The sequence below is a fragment of the Marixanthomonas spongiae genome (genome assembly GCF_003095375.1).
In the GTDB taxonomy this organism is placed as follows: Bacteria; Bacteroidota; Bacteroidia; order Flavobacteriales; family Flavobacteriaceae; genus Marixanthomonas; species Marixanthomonas spongiae.
On sequence record NZ_QEHR01000005.1, the window covers coordinates 265,062 to 283,655 of the forward strand.

An 18,594-nucleotide genomic window follows, 5' to 3' on the forward strand; every position below is an offset into this window, starting at 1 on the left:
TTGTACAATTTTATATGTCATTACACAGAGTGTCGCAGAGCTTCACTGAGATGCCTGCCTTTAAAAACAGGAAAAGTAATAGTCAACCATAAATATAATGATTAGCTACTTTATTAACAATCCTGTCCTAAACATTTAACTTGTTCATTTTTTCCATTGATGAAAAAACGAACCAAAAAAATCTAGGCTTACGAAACTTTATCTAAATTTTTTGTTCGCCCCCTAAATTTTAGGAACTCGCCTTTAAAAATAGTGCTTTGGGAACTATTTTGGCTGGCTCAAACAGCCTAAAATTTTACGGGGTCTTCACTTCAAATTTTACGATAAACTTTCGATAGGCACAAAATGGGCTGTTATAAAAAACAACCTTAAAAATTGATAATATTGTTAAAACTTGCTTGAATAAAGGCTTTCAGAGTTTATTTTAAAATCGTTTAGGACGATATTGCTTTATTAAATATAATATTATCTCTAATTTTTTAGAGATTAATGCTTTTTGAATGTTTAAATCGTTTTGTTTTTGTTTTTGTTTGGAATTTGTGTTTTGTTTTTTTGGAACTTGACACCTTATATGATTGAATCAAGTTGAGTTATTCTTCATCTTCCTCTTCCGAACGTTTCAACAACTTACTGTCAATGGTTTTACTGGCTTTGGCGCCCAGTTTTTTCAGTTTTTCCACACGACGGATGAGATTTCCCCTTCCGGTTAATTTTTTCATGGCACTTTCATAACTGTTCTGTACCGTGCCTATTTGTTTGCCCACTTTAATGAGCTCATCGGTTAAATTGGTGAACGAATCGTATAAAGCGCCGGCTTGTTTGGCAATATCGAGCGCGTTTTGTTTCTGGCGGTCGTTTTGCCATAAATTATCCACTAACCGTAAAGCGGCCAATAAAGTAGCAGGCGTAACTATGATCACCTGCTTGTCAAAAGCCTGTTCGTACAAATTGGGTTCGTGGGCCGAAGCGATGGCAAAAGCTGGTTCTATGGGGATAAACATGAAAACCGTATCTGGGCTTTCATCGATTAAATACTGATAGTTTTTGGCGCTCAACTGTTCTACATGCCGTTTGATGGAAGCGATATGTTGTTTTAAATGCACTTGCTTCTGTTCCTCATCTTCTTCCGAAACAAACCGCTCAAAATGAACCAAGGAAACCTTGCTGTCGATGATCATTTTCTTTCCATCGGGTAGATGAATTAAAACATCTGTTTGCAATCGTTTTCCTTCGGGAGTGGTGTGGCTGTCCTGCACGGTGTATTCGCGGTCTTTCTCCAATCCGGATTTTTCAAGGATTCTGGTCAAGATCAATTCGCCCCAATTTCCTTGCATCTTACTGTCTCCTTTTAGGGCTTTGGTAAGGTTGTCGGCATCCTTGCTCATTTGTTGGTTGAGCTCAGAAAGGTGTTTTAATTGCTCTTTCAGCTCGCTGTGGCGCCCCACATTTTCCTTGTTGGTGTCTTCCACGCGTTTTTCAAATGTCTTTATTTTTTCCTGAAGCGGATTCAACAACACTTCCAGGCTTTCTTTGTTTTGTTTGGTGAATTTTGTCGATTTCTCTTCCAAGATTTTATTGGCGAGGTTTTCAAATTCCTTGGTGAACTTTTCCTGCAGTTTTTCCACTTCGGCTTTTTGTTCCCTGTTTTTTTCTTGCAGATTATCATATTCCGCAACAGTACGCACCAATTGGTTGTTAAGTGCTTCTTTTTCTTTCCTTATGGCTTCCCGCTCGGCTTCAACTGCACTGATGCGCTGTTGGAGTTTTTCTTCTTGATTCAGTAACTGGTTGATGCGTTCTTCCAGTTTTCCGGTTTCAGATTTAAGTTTTAAGCGTGCAAACAGATTGCCGAGAAAAAAGCCGATCAATATAAAAACAACGGCAATGAGTAAAAAGATAAGTGTTTCGTTCAAAAGAAAAGCGTTTTAAGGGGTTGTTTTAGGGTTTTAAAATAACGACTCATACTATCGATAATACCGCTAAAGTAGCGATTTTTTTGGTTTAAGCATAGGTTTTGGCAACTTGGAGTAGATGAAATCCAACTTCAATGAAGCCGAAGAATAAAGAAAGAGGCAGTAGTTACGGTTAAATAAGCAAAATAAGTATAATTGTGCCACCAAATGCTACAACCGAAGTGATTGTGCGGAGGTTCTTTCCAGGGCCTAAAAATATCCCTTTTAGTTGGTTTCGGTCAATTTCCACGAGTTCTTTTGTTCGTTTTTTTGACTTTGTTTTATACTTAATCGTTGCTTCTGCTATAAGCACATTTTCTTTAAGTTCTAACAGTTTTAAGTATTTAATGGTAGCAAGGTCGTTCTTTAATTTTCGTCTGGAATAAAAAAGTATTTCTTTGTGGTTTTTGGGTTCTCTTCTCTTTTTCTGGGTAAAATTAAGGGAGGTATCGTTTATTTTAACCTGAATGTCATCTTGATGTGATAATACATCAAAATACCTATTCTCTAGATTTTTACCCAATAACTTATTGGAACCTTTTAACTCAATTTTCCCGTCGCCGTCCATCTGATAATAAACAGTATTTCCAAATCGGTCCATTGGGGTAAATGGCCAAAATTGAGCGTAACTTATACTTGGAATTAAAAGAAGTAAAAGTAAAAATCCTATTATAGTGTTTTTCATAACTGTTTATTTAATTGTGCTTCAAAGGATGCCTAACAACAGGTTTATTTACCTTTTTTCTATTTTCTTGGCATTTGGTTATTTTAAGAAAGCTTAAAAATCCCTGTCGAATTTAAAGTAGGGTTTCGCTCCAAAGTATTGTGTGTTTTGGTTATGGGTTTTAACGGTTGGTATAACTGTCCGTTACGGGATAAAAATACAGAATTTCGGTTTAGTACTGGTATTATGGCTATAAATTGTTGCCAACTGTACTTTTTTGTTTTCAAGGTAAATGGAATAGTTGAACTGCCATTTGTATTTCTTTGTTTTTCCAAAACACTGGATTATCTGTGAAATTTGGAATACCAGAAAGGTGTTGTATCATCATTTTCAATGCTTACAATCCATTTGGCTTTTTTGTGTTTTTATTAATTTTTAATCTTCGATAATCGTGTCTATTTCCTTTATAATGCTTAAGCCTACATTTTTTAATTCATTGTATCGATGAATCATCGTATCAAACTGCCAGGCAGCTAAACTAATTACGTTTCGAAAGGCAGGAAATGAAGTATATTCTTTAAAATCGGTAAAATACTCAGTTTGTGAAGTGGCTCTAATGTTAAGTGAATCGGGTGGTAAAAAGGCATATGCCAAAATCAAAGACCTGTCAAATTGAGTGGAAAGATATGCCTCCTGACTTTCTGAATATTCATTATAACTCTTTTCATTTAATGCAATTTCGCCAATAATGGTATGGTATCTTGTTAAAAGCGAATCCAAAGCCGTATTGTTTATTTTCCCATAATAATTTGAATTCTTTAAGGCTTCATACCCATCAATGCTAGGATTAAAATAAAGGTCAATAAAAGCCCAACCACTGGACATAAAAAGCATAGTGTTTTCATCTTCCGTCTTGTCCAAAATACTAGTACGTGCCTTTTTACATAGCTCAGCTATTTGTCTTCTTCCTATTGTTAAGGAGTCTAGCTCGATAATATCTTCCAAAGTATTGGATTTGATTTTTACTAAATACTCTTTCAAGGCTATATCGCCTTTTCTGGATTCATTCCAATTGTTGATTTGTAAGGCAATTAAAATTCCGATTACAACCAATACAATTTCTCCTAAAGCATACTTTAGGTATTGAACTTTTTTGTTGTCTAAAATCAGCTTATGTCGTATTCTTCTAAATAATTTCATTTAGTTGATTCAAATTAGCCACAACGTCTAGTATAAGAAAAGTAGGGCAGATGGTAAGCGAAGACCTTTGGGTATAGCCACAAGCCAAAACTTTTGCATTTTGTTTTTATATTAATTTTCTAAAAGCCAAATCAAAAGATTTGGCGGTCTTCGCAAATACGCCCAAGCCTTTCTTTAAGTGCCAAACCGCCCTATTTTTTATAAATTGTTGTAGTGCGTTTTTTTTCCGCTAATAGCTCTTATTCCGAGTAATATTAAAATAATAATCAGAGTAACGAAAAATACACTTGTCGAGATACTCTTTATGACCGAAAATAAACTTGTTGTACTTACCATTCCCTGTGTCAAATCGGGATAACTCTTCAACATTGCAATAATTCCGAAATTCTCCATATAATCTGCAATTCCCGCAATTATCGGCAGTAGGCATAGATAAATGTATGGTGCATTTAATTTTTTTAGTTTCTTGAGAAAGTATGCCAAAATAAAACCGTAAGAAAGTCCGAAAAGTAGCGGATAAATCATATCCACAGGAATTTGGTTTGTTAGGTAAGTCCGACGCCCAATTTCCCCGAGCGAATTGAATAATTCGCCTACATAGTTCAAGTCATATCCCGCTGGCATCATATCCAAAAGATTTAATCCGTTTGAGTGGTTCATTGTTTTCGGAATCGTAACGGTCAGCATAAAGATGTAGACAACATTTGTCAAGATAAAAAGTCCTAAAACCTTTTTTCCCGATATGTTTCTTTCTATGAATTTTGTTAATTGTTTCATTTTATTAAATGTACCACAACGGTTGTATGTAAACAATACGCTTATATCTCCACAAAAGTAAATATACGAACAAATTCAATAAACGTATTTGGTAAAAGCTGTAAACGTAGTTTTTAGGCTGTTGTGTTTGAGATGTTTGTTTTAATAGAGGTTAGAAGGTTAAAACTTTGGCATTGACCCTTCCGACCCTTCGGGCCACCCCTGCCCGACTAGTCATTCAGGCGGGTTCCCTTAGCAAGGGAAGGAGATAGAGTTTGCTAGCTACTTTATAAAGTCGCAAACCTTTATTTTCTTACTGTAAACCGGCCTGTGTTTTTATCGAAATGAATGGTATCCTTCGGAAAAAGCGCATCAAAATGTCCCGCTTCAATTAAATTACAGGGCGTATCAAAATAATTGGCGTTCCCCGTCATCACCAGCATGGTATCACTTAACTGAATGGCAAGATCGATTTCGTGAGTAGAAAAAAGAATTGTTTTTTTGTTTTCGGAAGCAAGTTTCTTCAACAACTTTAAAATATAGGCGCGGTGGTATAAATCGAGATGGGTGGTGGGTTCATCAAGAAGAATAATGGGCGTGTCTTGTGCCAAGGCTCTGGCAATGGCGACACGTTGCATTTGGCCATCGCTGAGCTCGAAACATTTTCTATGGGCCATCGATTGGGTTTCGGTGGCTTGCAGTGCGTTTTGGACCGCCGTTTTATCTTTTTCGCTCAAGGTGCCCATCCAGCTGGTGTAAGGTTGCCTTCCCAAGGAAATCAGTTCTAAAACAGTCAGGTTCTTAGAGGCAGGTGGTTCAGTAAGCACTACGCTTATTTGGTTGGCCAAGGCCAAGGTTGAATAGTCCTCCAATGGTTTTTCGTTCACCAAGATGGCTCCGGAAAGTCTGGGTTGCATCCCGGCCAAGGTTCTTAACAAGGTGGATTTGCCAATTCCGTTGGCGCCCACCAAGCCAATGAGCTCGCCTTCAGAAAAACTGAAATCTATAGTTTCGGCGACGGCTTTTTTGGCTTTCTTGTTGAAATAACCCACACTTAAATCCTGTGCCTGTAAGGTGATATGTTTTGTTTCCGAAGTCATTAAAACAGCAATTTACGTTTTCTTACCAACAACCAAATTACTACCGGTGCCCCAACAAGTGAGGTAATGGCATTGATGGGCAGGGTGTGTTCACTGAACGGAAGTTGTGCAATGGTATCACAGACCAACATCAACAGGCTGCCGCACAGCAATACTGCTGGAATTAAAACCAAATGGTTGGACGTTTTAAAAAATTGCCGGGTAATATGCGGTACTGCCAAGCCCACAAAAGCAATGGGACCGGCAAACGCCGTAATGGCGCCAGCCAAGATACTGGTGGCAAGTATAATGGCAAAAGTGGTGCGCTTTATATGAAGCCCCATGCTCTTAGCATAGTTTTCCCCGAGCAACAACGCATTTAACGACTTACTGCTGGCAACGGCAATTAAAAGTCCCAATACGGCACAACAGCTCAATATAATAATGCCTTCCCACGATTGGTTGCCCAAACTCCCAAAGCTCCAAAAAATGTACTGTTGCAGTTTTTCGGCATTACTAAAATAAGAGAGCACGGCGACCACCGCAGCGGTAACGCTCCCGAACATCAATCCTATAATTAATATCGCCATCGTATCTTTTACCCGAAACGTCACCATTAAAACCGCCAAAAGCACCAAGAAACTGCCCACTGCCGAAGCAATGACCAAGCTCCATTCGCTTACCAAAGCATTTCCTAAAAAACCGCCAAAGGCCCCGGCGCCTAAAATTAAAAGTGCAACACCCAAACTGGCGCCACTGCTTAAGCCTAATACAAAAGGACCGGCCAAAGGATTTCTAAACAATGTTTGCATTAACAAACCCGAAACGGCCAGCCCGCCACCGGCCAAAATTGCAGTGATGGCCTTGGGCAATCGGTAATCGATAATGATGTAGTTCCAAGTCCCTTTTGAGGCATTCCCGCCAAAAATCCCTTTTACTACTTCATCTATTGGGATGGAAACTGACCCCAAACTGATGTTCGCCAGAAAAACAGCAAGCAATGCGATGAGCAACACCACAAAAAAGACACGGTATGTTTGGGTGGTCTGCATCTTTTATTTCAATTTACTGAAAAAGTACAATTCGTGTTCCGGCAATACTTCTGGATGCAAGATTTTAATGATGTCTTTTAGCACAATATCGGGACGGTTTGGGGCGAGCTCATAATATATCACGCCGCCGGTTTCGCCCACTAATGTAGTATTGGTGTAAATAGTATTGTTTTTATAGGCTGCAAATTCGCTATATACCGAATGCGCATCTTTTAATTGCTGTTTGCTGGAAAACTGTCCAGGGCTAATCCAATAATCGGCATCTTTCCCTTTTTCTAAAACAGATTCCAGATTGAGTGAAAGACTTCCTGTGCCTTCGGTGTCATTCCATAAATAGGTTCCGTTGGCATCTTTTATAAATTGTGCACCCCAACTTCCGCCTTTGGGCATATACCAAACATCTTTGTACATGGCACCGCTTAAAGTAGTGGGAGAAGTGGTAGCTTTAGCAGCTTTTTTCTTGGCGGAAAGGTATTCGGTTTCAATGTTCTTGAAAATACTATCGGCTTTTTGTTCTTTGTTGAATATCGCTCCAAAAAATTTGATCCACTCTGCTTTTCCTAATGGGGATTGCTCGGTCCAATCGGAGTTGTAAAAAACCGGAATCCCTGTTTTTTCAATGGTGGAAACCGTTTTGTTGTTTCCTTTTACGGCAAAAGTGACGACCAGATCAGGGTTTAAGTCGATCAATACTTCGGTGTTTATAGATTCGTTTTTACCCAGCTCCTTAACGTTCCCTGCATCAATTCGCTTTCTTGTTTCTTTAGAAGAAATATAAGAGAGGTTTGGAAATCCAACCAAGGATTTTGTTTCGCCCAACATATCCAACGAAGGAATATGTGTGGTAGAGGTTACCACAATGTTATTTACGGGCATCTGCACTACGGCGTCAAAGTCGGCATCGTCTGGTAATGCTCCCTTTTCTTCAACCAACGCATATTTAAATTCAGTTTCGGTATCTGGCCAAGGCTCTTTTATGGTAAGCACTTTGTAACCGTCGTACAGATCGATAGCAAAACCTTTTGCATAAGTTATGTCAACCTGCTTTTTGGATTTGTTTGAGGAGGTTTCATTTTTTAATGTATCGTTTTGATTGTTTTGCTCCTTACACGAAAAAAACAGAAGGAGGAAAGCGGTAAATAGGACAATTTTTTGCATATCCAAAAATAAAGGTTTTTGTTTGGGTGGTGCAACGAAAATAAAATCTTATTTTTGCAGTGAATTTTGGTGAGAATTTTCAACCACGATTGAAAATTCTCTTAAAAAGGGAATTCGGTTAAAATCCGAAGCTGTTCCCGCAACTGTAAACCGTCTCACATTCGTTGAGATTATGAAAACTTCACCACTGTCCTGAACATTGGGGATGGGAAGGTTCATAGAAAAGGTAAGCCAGGAGACCTGCCAGCATTCAACCAATTGTCAAACTTTCGGGATAAAGGTTTGAGAAGATATTTTAGCATCTGTACCTAAACATCTGTTATAGTTCTTCTTTCTTTTTCCGTTTTAATCTTTTAAAATGAAAAAACATGTACTTGTGGCATTATGCCTTGGTGCAAGCATTGTATCGCTTGCCCAAAACAACAATCCAGAAAAACTGGATACGGTGGTTTTAGACACCAAAACCCCAATTGCGAGGAAAAACAGCGGGAAAACAGTCATTACCATTGACAAGGAAACCTTAGAAAACAGCCCCGGGCAGTCAGTTGCTGAAGTGCTGAACACTGTGTCGGGCATCGAAATAAACGGCGCACGGAGTTATGACGGGCAAAATCTGAATTATTATGTGCGTGGCGGTAGAAACCGTCAAGTGGTGATTATGGTAGATGGCGTGCAATTAAATGACCCATCGCACATTGCCAATGATTACGACTTGCGTTTGGTGTCGGCTTCTTCAGTAGAAAAAATTGAAATATTAAAAGGAGCTTCGAGTGTTCTGTATGGTTCTGGAGCGGCAACTGCGGTTATTAACATTACCACCAAAAAAGCATCGAAAGAACCCATTGCCGCTACTATAAGTTCCACGTTGGGTACGAATAGACCAACTGAAAGTGATAAAAACACAAAACTTCAAGCGTTTACAAGCCACGCAACAGTAAATGGAACATTGAACAATTTTTTTTACAATGCTAATTTCAGTAATCGATATACCGATGGACTTTCGGCCCTAGCTGCGCCAAAAGGGGAAGCGTTGTTTGAAAGCGATGTGTTCAATAGGTACGACGGACGCATAAATTTAGGGTATCATATTTCAGAAGATATCACCGTTAGTCAATTTTTCAGTTTTGACAAGTTCAAAGCCGGTTTTGATAATTTTGATTTTACCGATGCCGAGTTCCGTTCCATTAGTGAGCAATTAAAAACTGGAGGCCATTTTGAGTGGAACTATAAAAACGGCACCTATATATTTAACGATACCTACACGTGGATTGAACGGGAAATAGCGTCTGGATTTCCTTCAAAATACGATTCAGATTCTTATACTTTTGATACGTATATAAACCATCGCTTTACCAATCAATTGCAGGTTGTGGTAGGGTTAAACGGAAACTTTAGCAGTTTTAATTCGTTTTCAATTCCTTTTGGCGAAACTGATTTTAACCAAGATGTAGATGAAGATACAGCTAAATTCAATATCATTGATCCTTATGTAAATGCAGTATATATTTCAGATTTTGGGCTTACGGTTAACGCTGGGGCGCGGTTGAACATTCACAGTGTTTATGATACCCATTTGGTGTATAATGTGAACCCGTCGTATGCTTTCGGTCTTGGCAACAACACTTTGAAAGTATTAGGCTCTTACAGCACCGCTTATATTACGCCTTCATTGTTTCAGCTTTATGACCCGCTTTACGGAAACGAGGAGTTGATCCCTGAAGAAAACACAACGATTGAAGGTGGTTTGGAGTTTGCTTCGGAAGAAGGGTTTCGCGTTAGCGCCCTTTATTTTAACAGGGAAGAAAAAAACTATGTGGATTTTGTGACCATTGACCCTGATCTATTTATTTCGCAATACCTTAATATAGATGAAACGTTCAACACCAGCGGGATTGAAGTTGAAGTGTATAAAAAATTTGGTAAAAAGGTAACGGTGCAGGCCAATTATACCAATACCCAAGCCGATGAACGCTTTGCCTTGCGCATCCCGGAACATAAAGCAAATGCTTCCATTGGATATAAGGTGACTGAGCGTGTGTTTTTAGGGTTGGATTATCAATATGTAAGTGAACGTGAAGATACTTTTTTTAGTCAAGACACTTTTATGAATGAGGATGTTACCTTAGAAAGTTATGGGTTGTTGAATTTTAAAATCAATGGGCAAGTAACCAAAAACCTGAAACTTTTTGCAGGCGTAAGCAATATCCTTGATGAAGAATATGAAGAATTGTACCAGTACCAAACCCGCGGAAGAAACATCCACACCGGATTTACTTTAAACCTTTAATTTTTTTTGATGTTAAGCCAAGCGCCGGGTTTTTAATATTTTAAACTCGGCGCTTTTTATTTAATGCTCAGCCAACATAATTTGATGTAAAGGCGAGTTTGCCTTGCTTTCAGAAATCTCTTCCAACTCATTAAAAGAACCGCGTGAAGCAGGTTTTGGGAAACCGGGCACGATTTCGGAAAGGGCCGTCGCCAAAAAAGGCTCGTTTACATCTCCTAATATGCCTAAATTGGCGTAATCCTCATCTATGGCAATATCTGGGGTTAATCCGTCCACGTAATCGGTGTTTCCAACGGCATTGGCAGTTTTAAACACTAACGGCAACATGGCATACGTGTGATCTGGGTTGGCTTGACTGCGCCGAAAACCAGGTGCGGGCGCATCGTACAATAAAAACGAAGCTTGAAATTTCCCCGTGGTGTTTTGGCCAATTTGTACCACATTAATGTAAGGGTCGAGGCCGTTGATTACCAGCTCGCTTGCTGAGGCGGTACGACCGGTGGTCAAAATATAAACGGTGGTAAGGCCTAAACTGTTAATGGCGCTGCCGTCACTTATGGCTGCGTTAAAAAGTCCGTTTTCGGCATATTCTTCTTGGCGGTCTGGGTTCCATTGTTCGGTATAAAACAGTTCGCCGTTAAACTGACCGGTAATCATACCGGCCAGATCGACCGCAGTTTCCACGGCGCCGCCCCCATTGTAACGAAGGTCTAAAACTAAATCTGTCACGCCATCTGCCTGTAAAGATCCAAAAGCAGCGTTGAGGTCATTATCAAAATCCCTTGTGAAGCTATTGTACATTACATACCCTATTTTTTGCCCTTGAACATCCAAGGTCTTGGCAATATAGACAGGGTTTTCGGTGTATTGTGTTTTTGTAAGCGAGGCCGTTTCTCCGGTGGAATTTACGTTTGTACCGTCAAAAGTTGCGAGGCCAATAGTGTAACTATCTTGTGATAGCAATGCGTTAAAATTGTTTTCGTTAAGTTGTTGTCCATCGATAGAGTTAAAAATATCGCCACGTTGCAACCCTTTGGTCTCGGCATCGGTATTTGGCAATACGTAGCGCACATACCCAAATACATTTGTTGGGTTATTGGGGTAGCGTACCAGGCCAAATTCCATTCCGTTGCTTTTGGAAACACCGGAAAGTGCATTTTCCAATTCGATATAATCATCTACCAAAATACTGAAACGGTCTTGTGGCACGGTCAGAAAGTCGAATAGGCTTTCGGGGGAATCATAACTGCTTAAAAAGTTATTCAATTCCTGCTCATTGGCAAAAGCATCATCGGCAAGTTCGGGTTTGTCAGCTTTATAGAGATAGAAAAAATTAAGGCCGCGGTAAATGAAATCCTGTATTTCCAACTGGGAGGCGGTACGGGGGTTGTCGTCGCTATCTTCAAAACAAGAAGTGAATAGAGTAGCGACAATCAGTAAAAGTAGTATGAGTTTCTTTTTCAAGATGTTGGGGTTTTATTTCGATTTAGTCTAATAACCCCAAAATACTTACAATATTGTAAATATGAAAATTACGGGGTTTACAGTTGATTTTCAAAATCAAATATAATATATCTGCGGTTTACTTGTAGTTTTATAGTTTCAGAAATGTAAATGTAACAAATATTATAGTTGTTCGTCGTAAGTATAGAGAGCCATCACAAAAGCTTTCCCACAACCACCAAAAAATGAAACAAAAAGAATTTATAGCAACCGTGCTTCCTTTTAAGGATAAGTTATATCGTCTTGCAAAACGGATTCTTGTTTCGGGCGATGAAGCTGAAGATGCCATACAGGAAGTGTATTTGAAACTATGGAAAGGCCGCAATAAAATTGGAAACTATAGAAACCCTGAAGCTTTTGCCGTGACCATGACAAAAAATTATTGTCTGGATCGGTTAAAATCGAAACAGGCTTCCAATTTAAAGATTGTTCACAACAACTTTCAGACTTCAGAAAATGTAGAAAAGAAAATTGAAGCAAATGATGGGGTACAATTGGTTTTTAAAATAATGGAAACTTTGCCCGAACAACAACGCATTGTATTGCAATTGCGGGACGTGGAACAGTTTGAATTTTCAGAAATCGCAAAAATGCTGGACAGTAACGAAACCGCAGTGCGCGTAAATTTGTCCCGGGCAAGAAAAACAGTACGGGAACAACTGATTAAAAAACACAATTATGGAATTAGCTAAAATAGAAAAATTGCTGGATGCCTATTTTGAAGGCAACACCACCTTGGCCGAAGAAGCCATGTTACGGGACTATTTTGCACAAGATGAAATAGCGCCACAAGTAGCGATGTATCAGCCATTGTTTGTAGGTTTGGTCGCCGCAAAAGAAGAGGTTTCTGATCGGGAACTGAAACTGCCAAAAAACCAATTTAAAATAAAGAATTGGTGGTATGCTGCGGCAGCATCGGTAGTGCTGGCCATTGGCGTGGCGGGGTTTGTGTTTTCTGAACCAAAACTAACACAAGAAGAACAAGAAGCTTTGGCCGCATTTGAAAAAACCAAGGAAGCCATGCAGTTTATGTCTAAAAACTTTAATAAAGGAGCCGAAGAGCTCACGTACATTTCAACATTTACCGAAACAAAAAACAAAATTTTAAAATAACCCTTAACACTTTAAACATGAAAAAGTCACTTATATTAATTGCCCTATTGGCGGTACCTTTCTTCGCTTCGGCGCAAAAAGCCTTCGATGTATTCGAAGATGAAAAAGACGTAACCTCTTTTGTAGCCACCAAAAATATGTTCAAGCTTCTCAGCAAGATGGATTTTGACTCCAACGACCCCGAGGTAAAAGAATACCTGGAATTGGTCAACAGCCTGGACAACATCAAGATTTTTACTACCGATAACCTTTCGGTCGCTTCAAAAATGAACGATGCCGTTTCAAAATATGTCGCCGGCAATTCCAAACTTTCTGAACTGATGCGGGTAAAAGACGATGGCAAAAACATCAAGTTTTATTCAAAAGAAGGAAAAACCGATAATTACGTAAGCGAACTCTTGATGCACCTTACCGGAAACCTGGAGGGCAAAGAGCGTACCGTGATCATGAGCATTACCGGAAACATCGACCTTAAAAAAGTCTCCAAACTCACCAAAGACCTTAACGTTCCGGGAAGCGACGCACTGAAGAACCTTGACGATAAAAAACAATAATTATGACACTTGCAAAATATATATTAGGTATTACCTTAGCGAGCCTAGCGCTGTTTTCCTGCGACAACTCGGAATCGCTACAACAATATTTAGTTGACAAACAGGATGACGATAAATTCTTAAAAGTGGATTTGGCCACTAGTTTGCTACAAAATGAAAACAGCGATTTTACCCGGGAAGAGAAAGACATCTTGGCAACCGTTAAAAAAATAAACGTTGTCGCATATCCTTTAAAAGGCGATAACAAAACCGATTATCAAACCGAAAAAGACAAGGTGAAATCCATTCTTGCGGAAGAAAAATACAAAACCTTACTTAAAATGGGCTCTAACAATCGTGGTGCTACTTTAAAATACACAGGGGAAGAAGATGCCATTGATGAGTTGATTGTCTTTGCCAGTGATGAAGAGCGTGGTTTTGCGGTATTCAGACTGTTAGGCGAGAAGATGCGACCGGATCAAATGATGAAATTAATGAAATCCATTGACAAGGGCGACATCAATATAGACCAATTAAGCGGAATAGGAGATATTTTGAGTATGGGCGCTGATAGTACTGCTGTTAAACAATAGTATTTATTTCTAAACTCAATAAAAAAAAGCTTCAGGTGTTTTCTGAAGCTTTTTTTATATTAGGTTTTTAAATCCCTGTATAATTAGAAGGTGTAATCACCCGCATTTCTTCTTTTACGGCTTCGGAAACATCCAAGGTTTCAATAAAATCGGCTATGGATTGCTTGGTGATGGCTTCGTTGGTTCTAGTTAGACCTTTTAATGCTTCATAAGGGTTTGCATAGCCTTCCCGTCGTAGAATGGTTTGGATGGCTTCGGCCACGACCGCCCAGTTTTTTTCAAGGTCTTCATTGAATTTGGCTTCGTTCAGTAATAATTTATCCAACCCTTTTAACGTGGACTGAAAACCGATTAAAGTGTGGCCAATGGGAACACCGATGTTTCGTAAAACGGTGCTATCGGTTAAATCGCGTTGCAAGCGGCTAATGGGCAACTTGGCCGAAAGATGTTCGAAGAGAGCGTTTGCGATACCGAGATTCCCTTCGCTGTTCTCAAAATCGATCGGGTTTACTTTATGCGGCATGGCCGAAGACCCTACTTCACCCTTCTTTATTTTCTGTTTAAAATAATCCATGGACACATAGCTCCAGATATCCCGGTCTAGATCGATTAAAATAGTGTTGATGCGTTTTAGGCAATCAAACAACGCCGCCATATGGTCGTAATGCTCAATTTGTGTAGTTGGGAAGGAATGGTGCAATCCTAATTTAGATTGTACAAAATTTTGTCCAAACGCTTTCCAATCTACATCAGGATAAGCAACTTTATGGGCATTAAAATTCCCAGTAGCACCGCCAAATTTCGCTGCACTTTTAATATTGTCCAGCAGGCCGAACTGCTCTTCGATACGCGTTACAAACACATCGATTTCTTTCCCTAAACGGGTAGGAGAAGCCGGTTGGCCGTGGGTTCGTGCCAACATGGGTACGTTTGCCCAATCCTTGGCCAATTCTTTCAACTTCTTTTTTACATCAAGCAACAAGGGCACATACACCTCGTTCATCGCTTCTTTTAGCGATAGCGGAATGGCGGTATTATTAATGTCCTGCGAGGTTAGGCCAAAATGAATGAATTCCTTAAAACCCTGAAGCCCTAAACCGTCAAATTTTTCTTTTATAAAATATTCAACCGCTTTCACATCGTGGTTGGTCACTTTTTCGGTGTCCTTAATTTGTTGGGCATCTTCCGTGGAAAAATCAGTATATAATTTCCGAAGCGCTTCAAATTTTGAGGTGTCAAAACTGTTTAGCTGAGGGAGTGGAAGCGTTACCAAAGCGATAAAATACTCCACTTCTACCTGCACGCGGTATTTTATCAGTGCTTCTTCAGAAAAGAAAGGGATAAGGTCTTTTGTTTTCGATGCGTAGCGTCCGTCAATGGGCGAAATTGCTTGTAATGCGTTGCTGGCCATAGGTTGAAATTTAAAGGTGCAAAGATACCTTTTTCCATTCAGAATTCAGGATTCAGGATTCCGAATTTTTCCAAGGATTTTCTTACCCCTTGCTTTATATCCTGCGCTTCCTTGGTGGATGTTTTGCTCCAAGATTTGCCGTAACTGGTGATGTATCCATTCAAACTCGGTGCCTAAATAATATAAAGCCGTCATGGCACGCGCTTGGCAAGCCACTTTTTTATCGGTTATCAACCAGTCGAAACAACACTCCGTCATTGTTTTTTTATGGGTTTCAGATAAACAAGAAACTATCTTTTTTTCCTTCTTTTTATAATATGAAATAGCAATCATCTCACAAATATGCGCCATTGGCCTCAAGGTTTGGTCGCGTGTTACCGTAGGCAGTTTTTCAAAAAATATATCTAAGTGTGGAAATAATAAACTTGGTTGTTCTAAATACACAAACTCCAGTACCCACGCGGCTTTGTATGATACATCGTCTTCATTTTTAAAACAACATGTAAGCAGTTCGCCAAAGGTTCCGGGGTGATCGATCACCCAATGGGCAGCTTGCAAGCGGTTTTTTCGGTACGCTTTTTTATAACTGAGTTGCTGTAATAAACCGGTATCACTCATTATACGGAGCGTTTTCTATTTCTGAAATAACCTTGGGCACCCCCGTCGAGGCTTTTTCAGCAAAGACCGAAACCCGTTCTGAAGAAGAAATAGATGGGTTGGGATCCACAAAATAAATAGGCACGTTTTCTGAAGCAAATTGAAGCAATCCCGCAGCGGGATACACCTGCATAGAGGTGCCAACGATTATTAAAATATCGGCTTCAGAAACGTGTTTCATCGCTTCGTCCATCATAGGCACCATTTCACCAAACCAAACCACGTGCGGTCGCAATTGGTGGTTTTCATCGCAGCAATCGCCAAGGTTGAGGTCTTTTTTCCACTCTAAAACCGTGGTTTCGTTGCCGGTACTGCGCACTTTCAACAATTCGCCGTGCAAATGTACGACGTTGGTACTGCCAGCCCGTTCGTGCAGGTCGTCCACATTTTGGGTTATAATGGTAACGGCGTGGTTTTTTTCAAGTTGGGCCAAGGCTTTATGGGCAGCATTGGGTTGCACTTCCAATAACTGTTTTCGTCGTTTGTTGTAAAAATCCAGTACCAGTTCTGGGTTTTTGGCAAAACCTTCGGGGGAGGCCACTTCCATAATATCGTGGTTTTCCCACAGGCCGTTGCTGTCCCTAAAGGTATTGATGCCACTTTCGGCACTTACGCCGGCACCGGTCAAAACTACAATGTTCATTGCGCTATTTTTTTATATCTTCGTTTTTTAAAAATACACAATTTCATTGGATACCCAACTGTTTGAATACCTGCAAAGCTATCTTACCGACCGCCGCAAGGCACTTTTTAAAGAAGTGTTGGCCAAACGTACCCGCCATTTTACGGTGGTGACCGAAGATGTGTACCAATTGCACAACACCAGTGCCGTAATGCGGACCTGCGATGTATTTGGCATTCAGGATCTTCACGTCGTAGAAGAAAAATTGGGCAAACGGGTAGATCGCGAAATTGCCATGGGTGCGCAAAAATGGGTGAGCTTAAACCGGTACAGCAGCATTGAAAACTGTATGAAAAACCTAAAAGTCCAAGGCTATCAATTAATTGCCACGACGCCACATAACGAGTCAACCATGCTGCAAGATTTTGATGTGTCCAGAAAAAGCGCTTTTTTCTTCGGAAAAGAGAGCGAAGGTCTTAGCGATGCCGTTCTTGATCAAGCCGACGGGTTCCTGAAAATACCGATGTATGGATTTACCGAAAGCTTAAACATTTCCGTTTCGGCAGCTATTATCCTTCAAGACGTTGTTACCAGACTTAAAAAAAGTGGTTTGCCATGGCAACTTTCAGAAGCCGAAAAACGTGAGATTGAAATGGATTGGACCCAAAAGTGCATTAAAAGTTCCGAAGATATTATAAAACGATACCATGCCGGAAAGCAGACGGGGTATCAGGGAAAAAAACAGTAAATGGGAGGTTAAATGCTGAATGCTGCCTGCCAACGAGCCAGAGATGCTGGAATTATACTGAAACTACAATTTCCTGCAAGGTTTTAAAAACCCTGTAGGTATAAAAATAGTTACGGAAAAAAGCAGTAAATTAGGGGTTGAATTGCAAACACTAAAATCTACGATTATGAACCACAACCCTTTTGCCTGGATAGAAATTCCCGTTTCCAATATGGAACGCGCCATACAGTTTTATGAAAAAGTTTTTGACACCACCATAAAACCCGTTGATTTCGGGGGCTTAAAAATGGGTTGGTTTCCTTTTGCTGAAGGTGCTCCCGGAGCCACTGGAACTCTAATTCAACAAGAAAGTTACATCCCCAGTGAAGAAGGCCCGTTAGTCTATTTTTACAGTGAAGATGTTAAAAATGAACTAAATAGAGTAGAAGGTGCTGGTGGAAAAATCTATCAAGAAAAAACCGAAATTTCTCCAGAACACGGCTTTATAGGGGTTTTTATAGATTCTGAAGGAAATAGGGTAGCTTTGCATTCACAAAAATAAAATTCCTGCGAAAAAAACTTCAAATTCAAATAATGAAATTAGTTTTTGCCACACATAATAAAAACAAACTGAAAGAGGTAAAAGCTTTGTTGCCCAAATATATTCAGGTATTGAGCCTAACTGATATTGGTTGCACCGAAGACATCCCTGAAACAGCCGATACCATTGAAGGCAACGCTATTTTAAAAGCCAATTATGTGCGCGATAATTACGACCTTAATTGCTTCGCAGACGATACTGGCTTAGAGGTCGCTGCCCTTGACGGGGAACCTGGGGTGTATAGTGCACGTTATGCCGGGGAGGAAAAAAATTCAGAAGCGAATATCGAAAAGCTCTTAGAAAACCTTGACGGGAAAGAGGATCGTTCTGCCCGCTTTAAAACCGCAATCGCATTGACGTTAAATCATTCCGAAGTGTTGTTTCTTGGAATTTGTGAAGGGGAAATCACCACCGAAAAGAAAGGTGATAGCGGTTTTGGTTACGACCCAATCTTCAAGCCCGATGGCTTTAATGAAACCTTCGCCGAAATGAAACTCACCCAAAAAAGTGAAATAGGCCACCGGGGCAAGGCCATGCGGCAACTTATTGAGTACCTTAAAGAGTGAAGATTAATGGCTTAGCGCCGTGTCAGTAAAAATGAAAATAACTTACCGAAATCCTATTTAAGTCAATAGTTAGTAGTATCTTTGCCGCTTCAAAAAAAATCCTCAGGGTGAGGATTTGTG

General features: G+C 39.9%; 18 protein-coding genes, 1 pseudogene and 1 riboswitch. Of the genes and pseudogenes, 8 read left to right on the plus strand and 11 right to left on the minus strand.

The window, feature by feature from the left end; all coding sequences use genetic code 11:
- Positions 1-590 precede the first annotated feature (590 nt).
- The 7 genes and pseudogenes from rmuC to DDV96_RS09430 all read right to left on the minus strand — a co-directional run bounded on the left by rmuC (position 591) and on the right by DDV96_RS09430 (position 7,861).
- The gene (rmuC, locus tag DDV96_RS09395; protein WP_116694504.1) at positions 591-1,913 is read right to left on the minus strand and encodes a DNA recombination protein RmuC; all 1,323 of its coding nucleotides are present in this window, start codon (positions 1,911-1,913) and stop codon (positions 591-593) included.
- 172 nt (positions 1,914-2,085) lie between these two features.
- Positions 2,086-2,637, minus strand: coding sequence for a hypothetical protein (locus DDV96_RS09400; RefSeq protein WP_116694505.1), 552 nt, complete (start codon positions 2,635-2,637; stop codon positions 2,086-2,088).
- A 414-nt stretch (positions 2,638-3,051) separates the two neighbouring features.
- Positions 3,052-3,816, minus strand: coding sequence for a DUF6090 family protein (locus tag DDV96_RS09410; protein WP_116694506.1), 765 nt, complete (start codon positions 3,814-3,816; stop codon positions 3,052-3,054).
- A gap of 198 nt (positions 3,817-4,014) precedes the next feature.
- Entirely contained in the window at positions 4,015-4,593 is a 579-nt protein-coding gene (locus DDV96_RS09415; RefSeq protein WP_116694507.1) for a hypothetical protein, read from the minus strand.
- A 464-nt stretch (positions 4,594-5,057) separates the two neighbouring features.
- Positions 5,058-5,672 (minus strand): annotated as a pseudogene (locus tag DDV96_RS09420) (ABC transporter ATP-binding protein); the annotation flags it as partial.
- A complete protein-coding gene (locus DDV96_RS09425) occupies positions 5,672-6,703 on the minus strand; it encodes a FecCD family ABC transporter permease (RefSeq protein WP_116694509.1) in 1,032 nt (343 codons plus the stop codon). The gene DDV96_RS09425 and the pseudogene DDV96_RS09420, both read right to left, overlap by 1 nt.
- Positions 6,704-6,706: 3 nt before the next feature.
- Entirely contained in the window at positions 6,707-7,861 is a 1,155-nt protein-coding gene (locus DDV96_RS09430; protein WP_116694510.1) for an ABC transporter substrate-binding protein, read from the minus strand.
- Between the two features lie 50 nt (positions 7,862-7,911).
- Positions 7,912-8,123: riboswitch (cobalamin riboswitch) on the plus strand.
- 114 nt (positions 8,124-8,237) lie between these two features.
- On the opposite strand from DDV96_RS09430, the gene DDV96_RS09435 reads away from it, so the two are divergent.
- Positions 8,238-10,148: a TonB-dependent receptor plug domain-containing protein gene (locus DDV96_RS09435; protein WP_206074016.1), complete on the plus strand. Its 1,911-nt coding sequence runs from the start codon at positions 8,238-8,240 to the stop codon at positions 10,146-10,148.
- Between the two features lie 60 nt (positions 10,149-10,208).
- Here DDV96_RS09435 and DDV96_RS09440 read toward each other — a convergent pair whose 3' ends face one another.
- Complete coding sequence (locus tag DDV96_RS09440; protein ID WP_116694512.1) at positions 10,209-11,612, minus strand: S41 family peptidase; 1,404 nt, start codon at positions 11,610-11,612, stop codon at positions 10,209-10,211.
- A gap of 224 nt (positions 11,613-11,836) precedes the next feature.
- Between DDV96_RS09440 and DDV96_RS09445 the strand changes: the two genes are divergently transcribed.
- From DDV96_RS09445 to DDV96_RS09460, 4 genes are read left to right on the plus strand one after another with little or no spacing between them, the layout of a single operon-like run.
- Entirely contained in the window at positions 11,837-12,343 is a 507-nt protein-coding gene (locus DDV96_RS09445; RefSeq protein WP_116694513.1) for an RNA polymerase sigma factor, read from the plus strand.
- The gene (locus DDV96_RS09450) at positions 12,330-12,764 is read left to right on the plus strand and encodes a hypothetical protein (RefSeq protein ID WP_116694514.1); all 435 of its coding nucleotides are present in this window, start codon (positions 12,330-12,332) and stop codon (positions 12,762-12,764) included. The genes DDV96_RS09445 and DDV96_RS09450 overlap by 14 nt, the downstream gene beginning before the upstream one ends.
- A gap of 17 nt (positions 12,765-12,781) precedes the next feature.
- The gene (locus tag DDV96_RS09455; protein WP_116694515.1) at positions 12,782-13,318 is read left to right on the plus strand and encodes a DUF4252 domain-containing protein; all 537 of its coding nucleotides are present in this window, start codon (positions 12,782-12,784) and stop codon (positions 13,316-13,318) included.
- A 2-nt stretch (positions 13,319-13,320) separates the two neighbouring features.
- On the plus strand, positions 13,321-13,890 hold the full coding sequence (locus tag DDV96_RS09460) for a DUF4252 domain-containing protein (protein WP_116694516.1): 570 nt from the start codon (positions 13,321-13,323) through the stop codon (positions 13,888-13,890).
- Between the two features lie 67 nt (positions 13,891-13,957).
- Here DDV96_RS09460 and purB read toward each other — a convergent pair whose 3' ends face one another.
- The 3 genes from purB to DDV96_RS09475 are packed head-to-tail and all read right to left on the minus strand — an operon-like array spanning position 13,958 to position 16,601.
- Positions 13,958-15,301, minus strand: coding sequence for an adenylosuccinate lyase (purB, locus tag DDV96_RS09465; protein ID WP_116694517.1), 1,344 nt, complete (start codon positions 15,299-15,301; stop codon positions 13,958-13,960).
- Between the two features lie 45 nt (positions 15,302-15,346).
- Positions 15,347-15,919: an adenylosuccinate lyase gene (locus DDV96_RS09470; RefSeq protein WP_116694518.1), complete on the minus strand. Its 573-nt coding sequence runs from the start codon at positions 15,917-15,919 to the stop codon at positions 15,347-15,349.
- On the minus strand, positions 15,912-16,601 hold the full coding sequence (locus DDV96_RS09475; RefSeq protein ID WP_116694519.1) for an SIR2 family NAD-dependent protein deacylase: 690 nt from the start codon (positions 16,599-16,601) through the stop codon (positions 15,912-15,914). Before DDV96_RS09475 ends, DDV96_RS09470 begins: the two co-directional genes overlap by 8 nt.
- Before the next feature lie 46 nt (positions 16,602-16,647).
- On the opposite strand from DDV96_RS09475, the gene DDV96_RS09480 reads away from it, so the two are divergent.
- The 3 genes from DDV96_RS09480 to DDV96_RS09490 all read left to right on the plus strand — a co-directional run bounded on the left by DDV96_RS09480 (position 16,648) and on the right by DDV96_RS09490 (position 18,474).
- The gene (locus DDV96_RS09480) at positions 16,648-17,328 is read left to right on the plus strand and encodes a TrmH family RNA methyltransferase (RefSeq protein ID WP_116694520.1); all 681 of its coding nucleotides are present in this window, start codon (positions 16,648-16,650) and stop codon (positions 17,326-17,328) included.
- A 166-nt stretch (positions 17,329-17,494) separates the two neighbouring features.
- Positions 17,495-17,869 (plus strand): VOC family protein, encoded by a 375-nt coding sequence (locus DDV96_RS09485; RefSeq protein ID WP_116694521.1) that lies wholly within the window; start codon positions 17,495-17,497, stop codon positions 17,867-17,869.
- A gap of 32 nt (positions 17,870-17,901) precedes the next feature.
- A complete protein-coding gene (locus tag DDV96_RS09490) occupies positions 17,902-18,474 on the plus strand; it encodes a non-canonical purine NTP diphosphatase (protein WP_116694522.1) in 573 nt (190 codons plus the stop codon).
- The last annotated feature ends 120 nt before the right edge of the window (positions 18,475-18,594 follow it).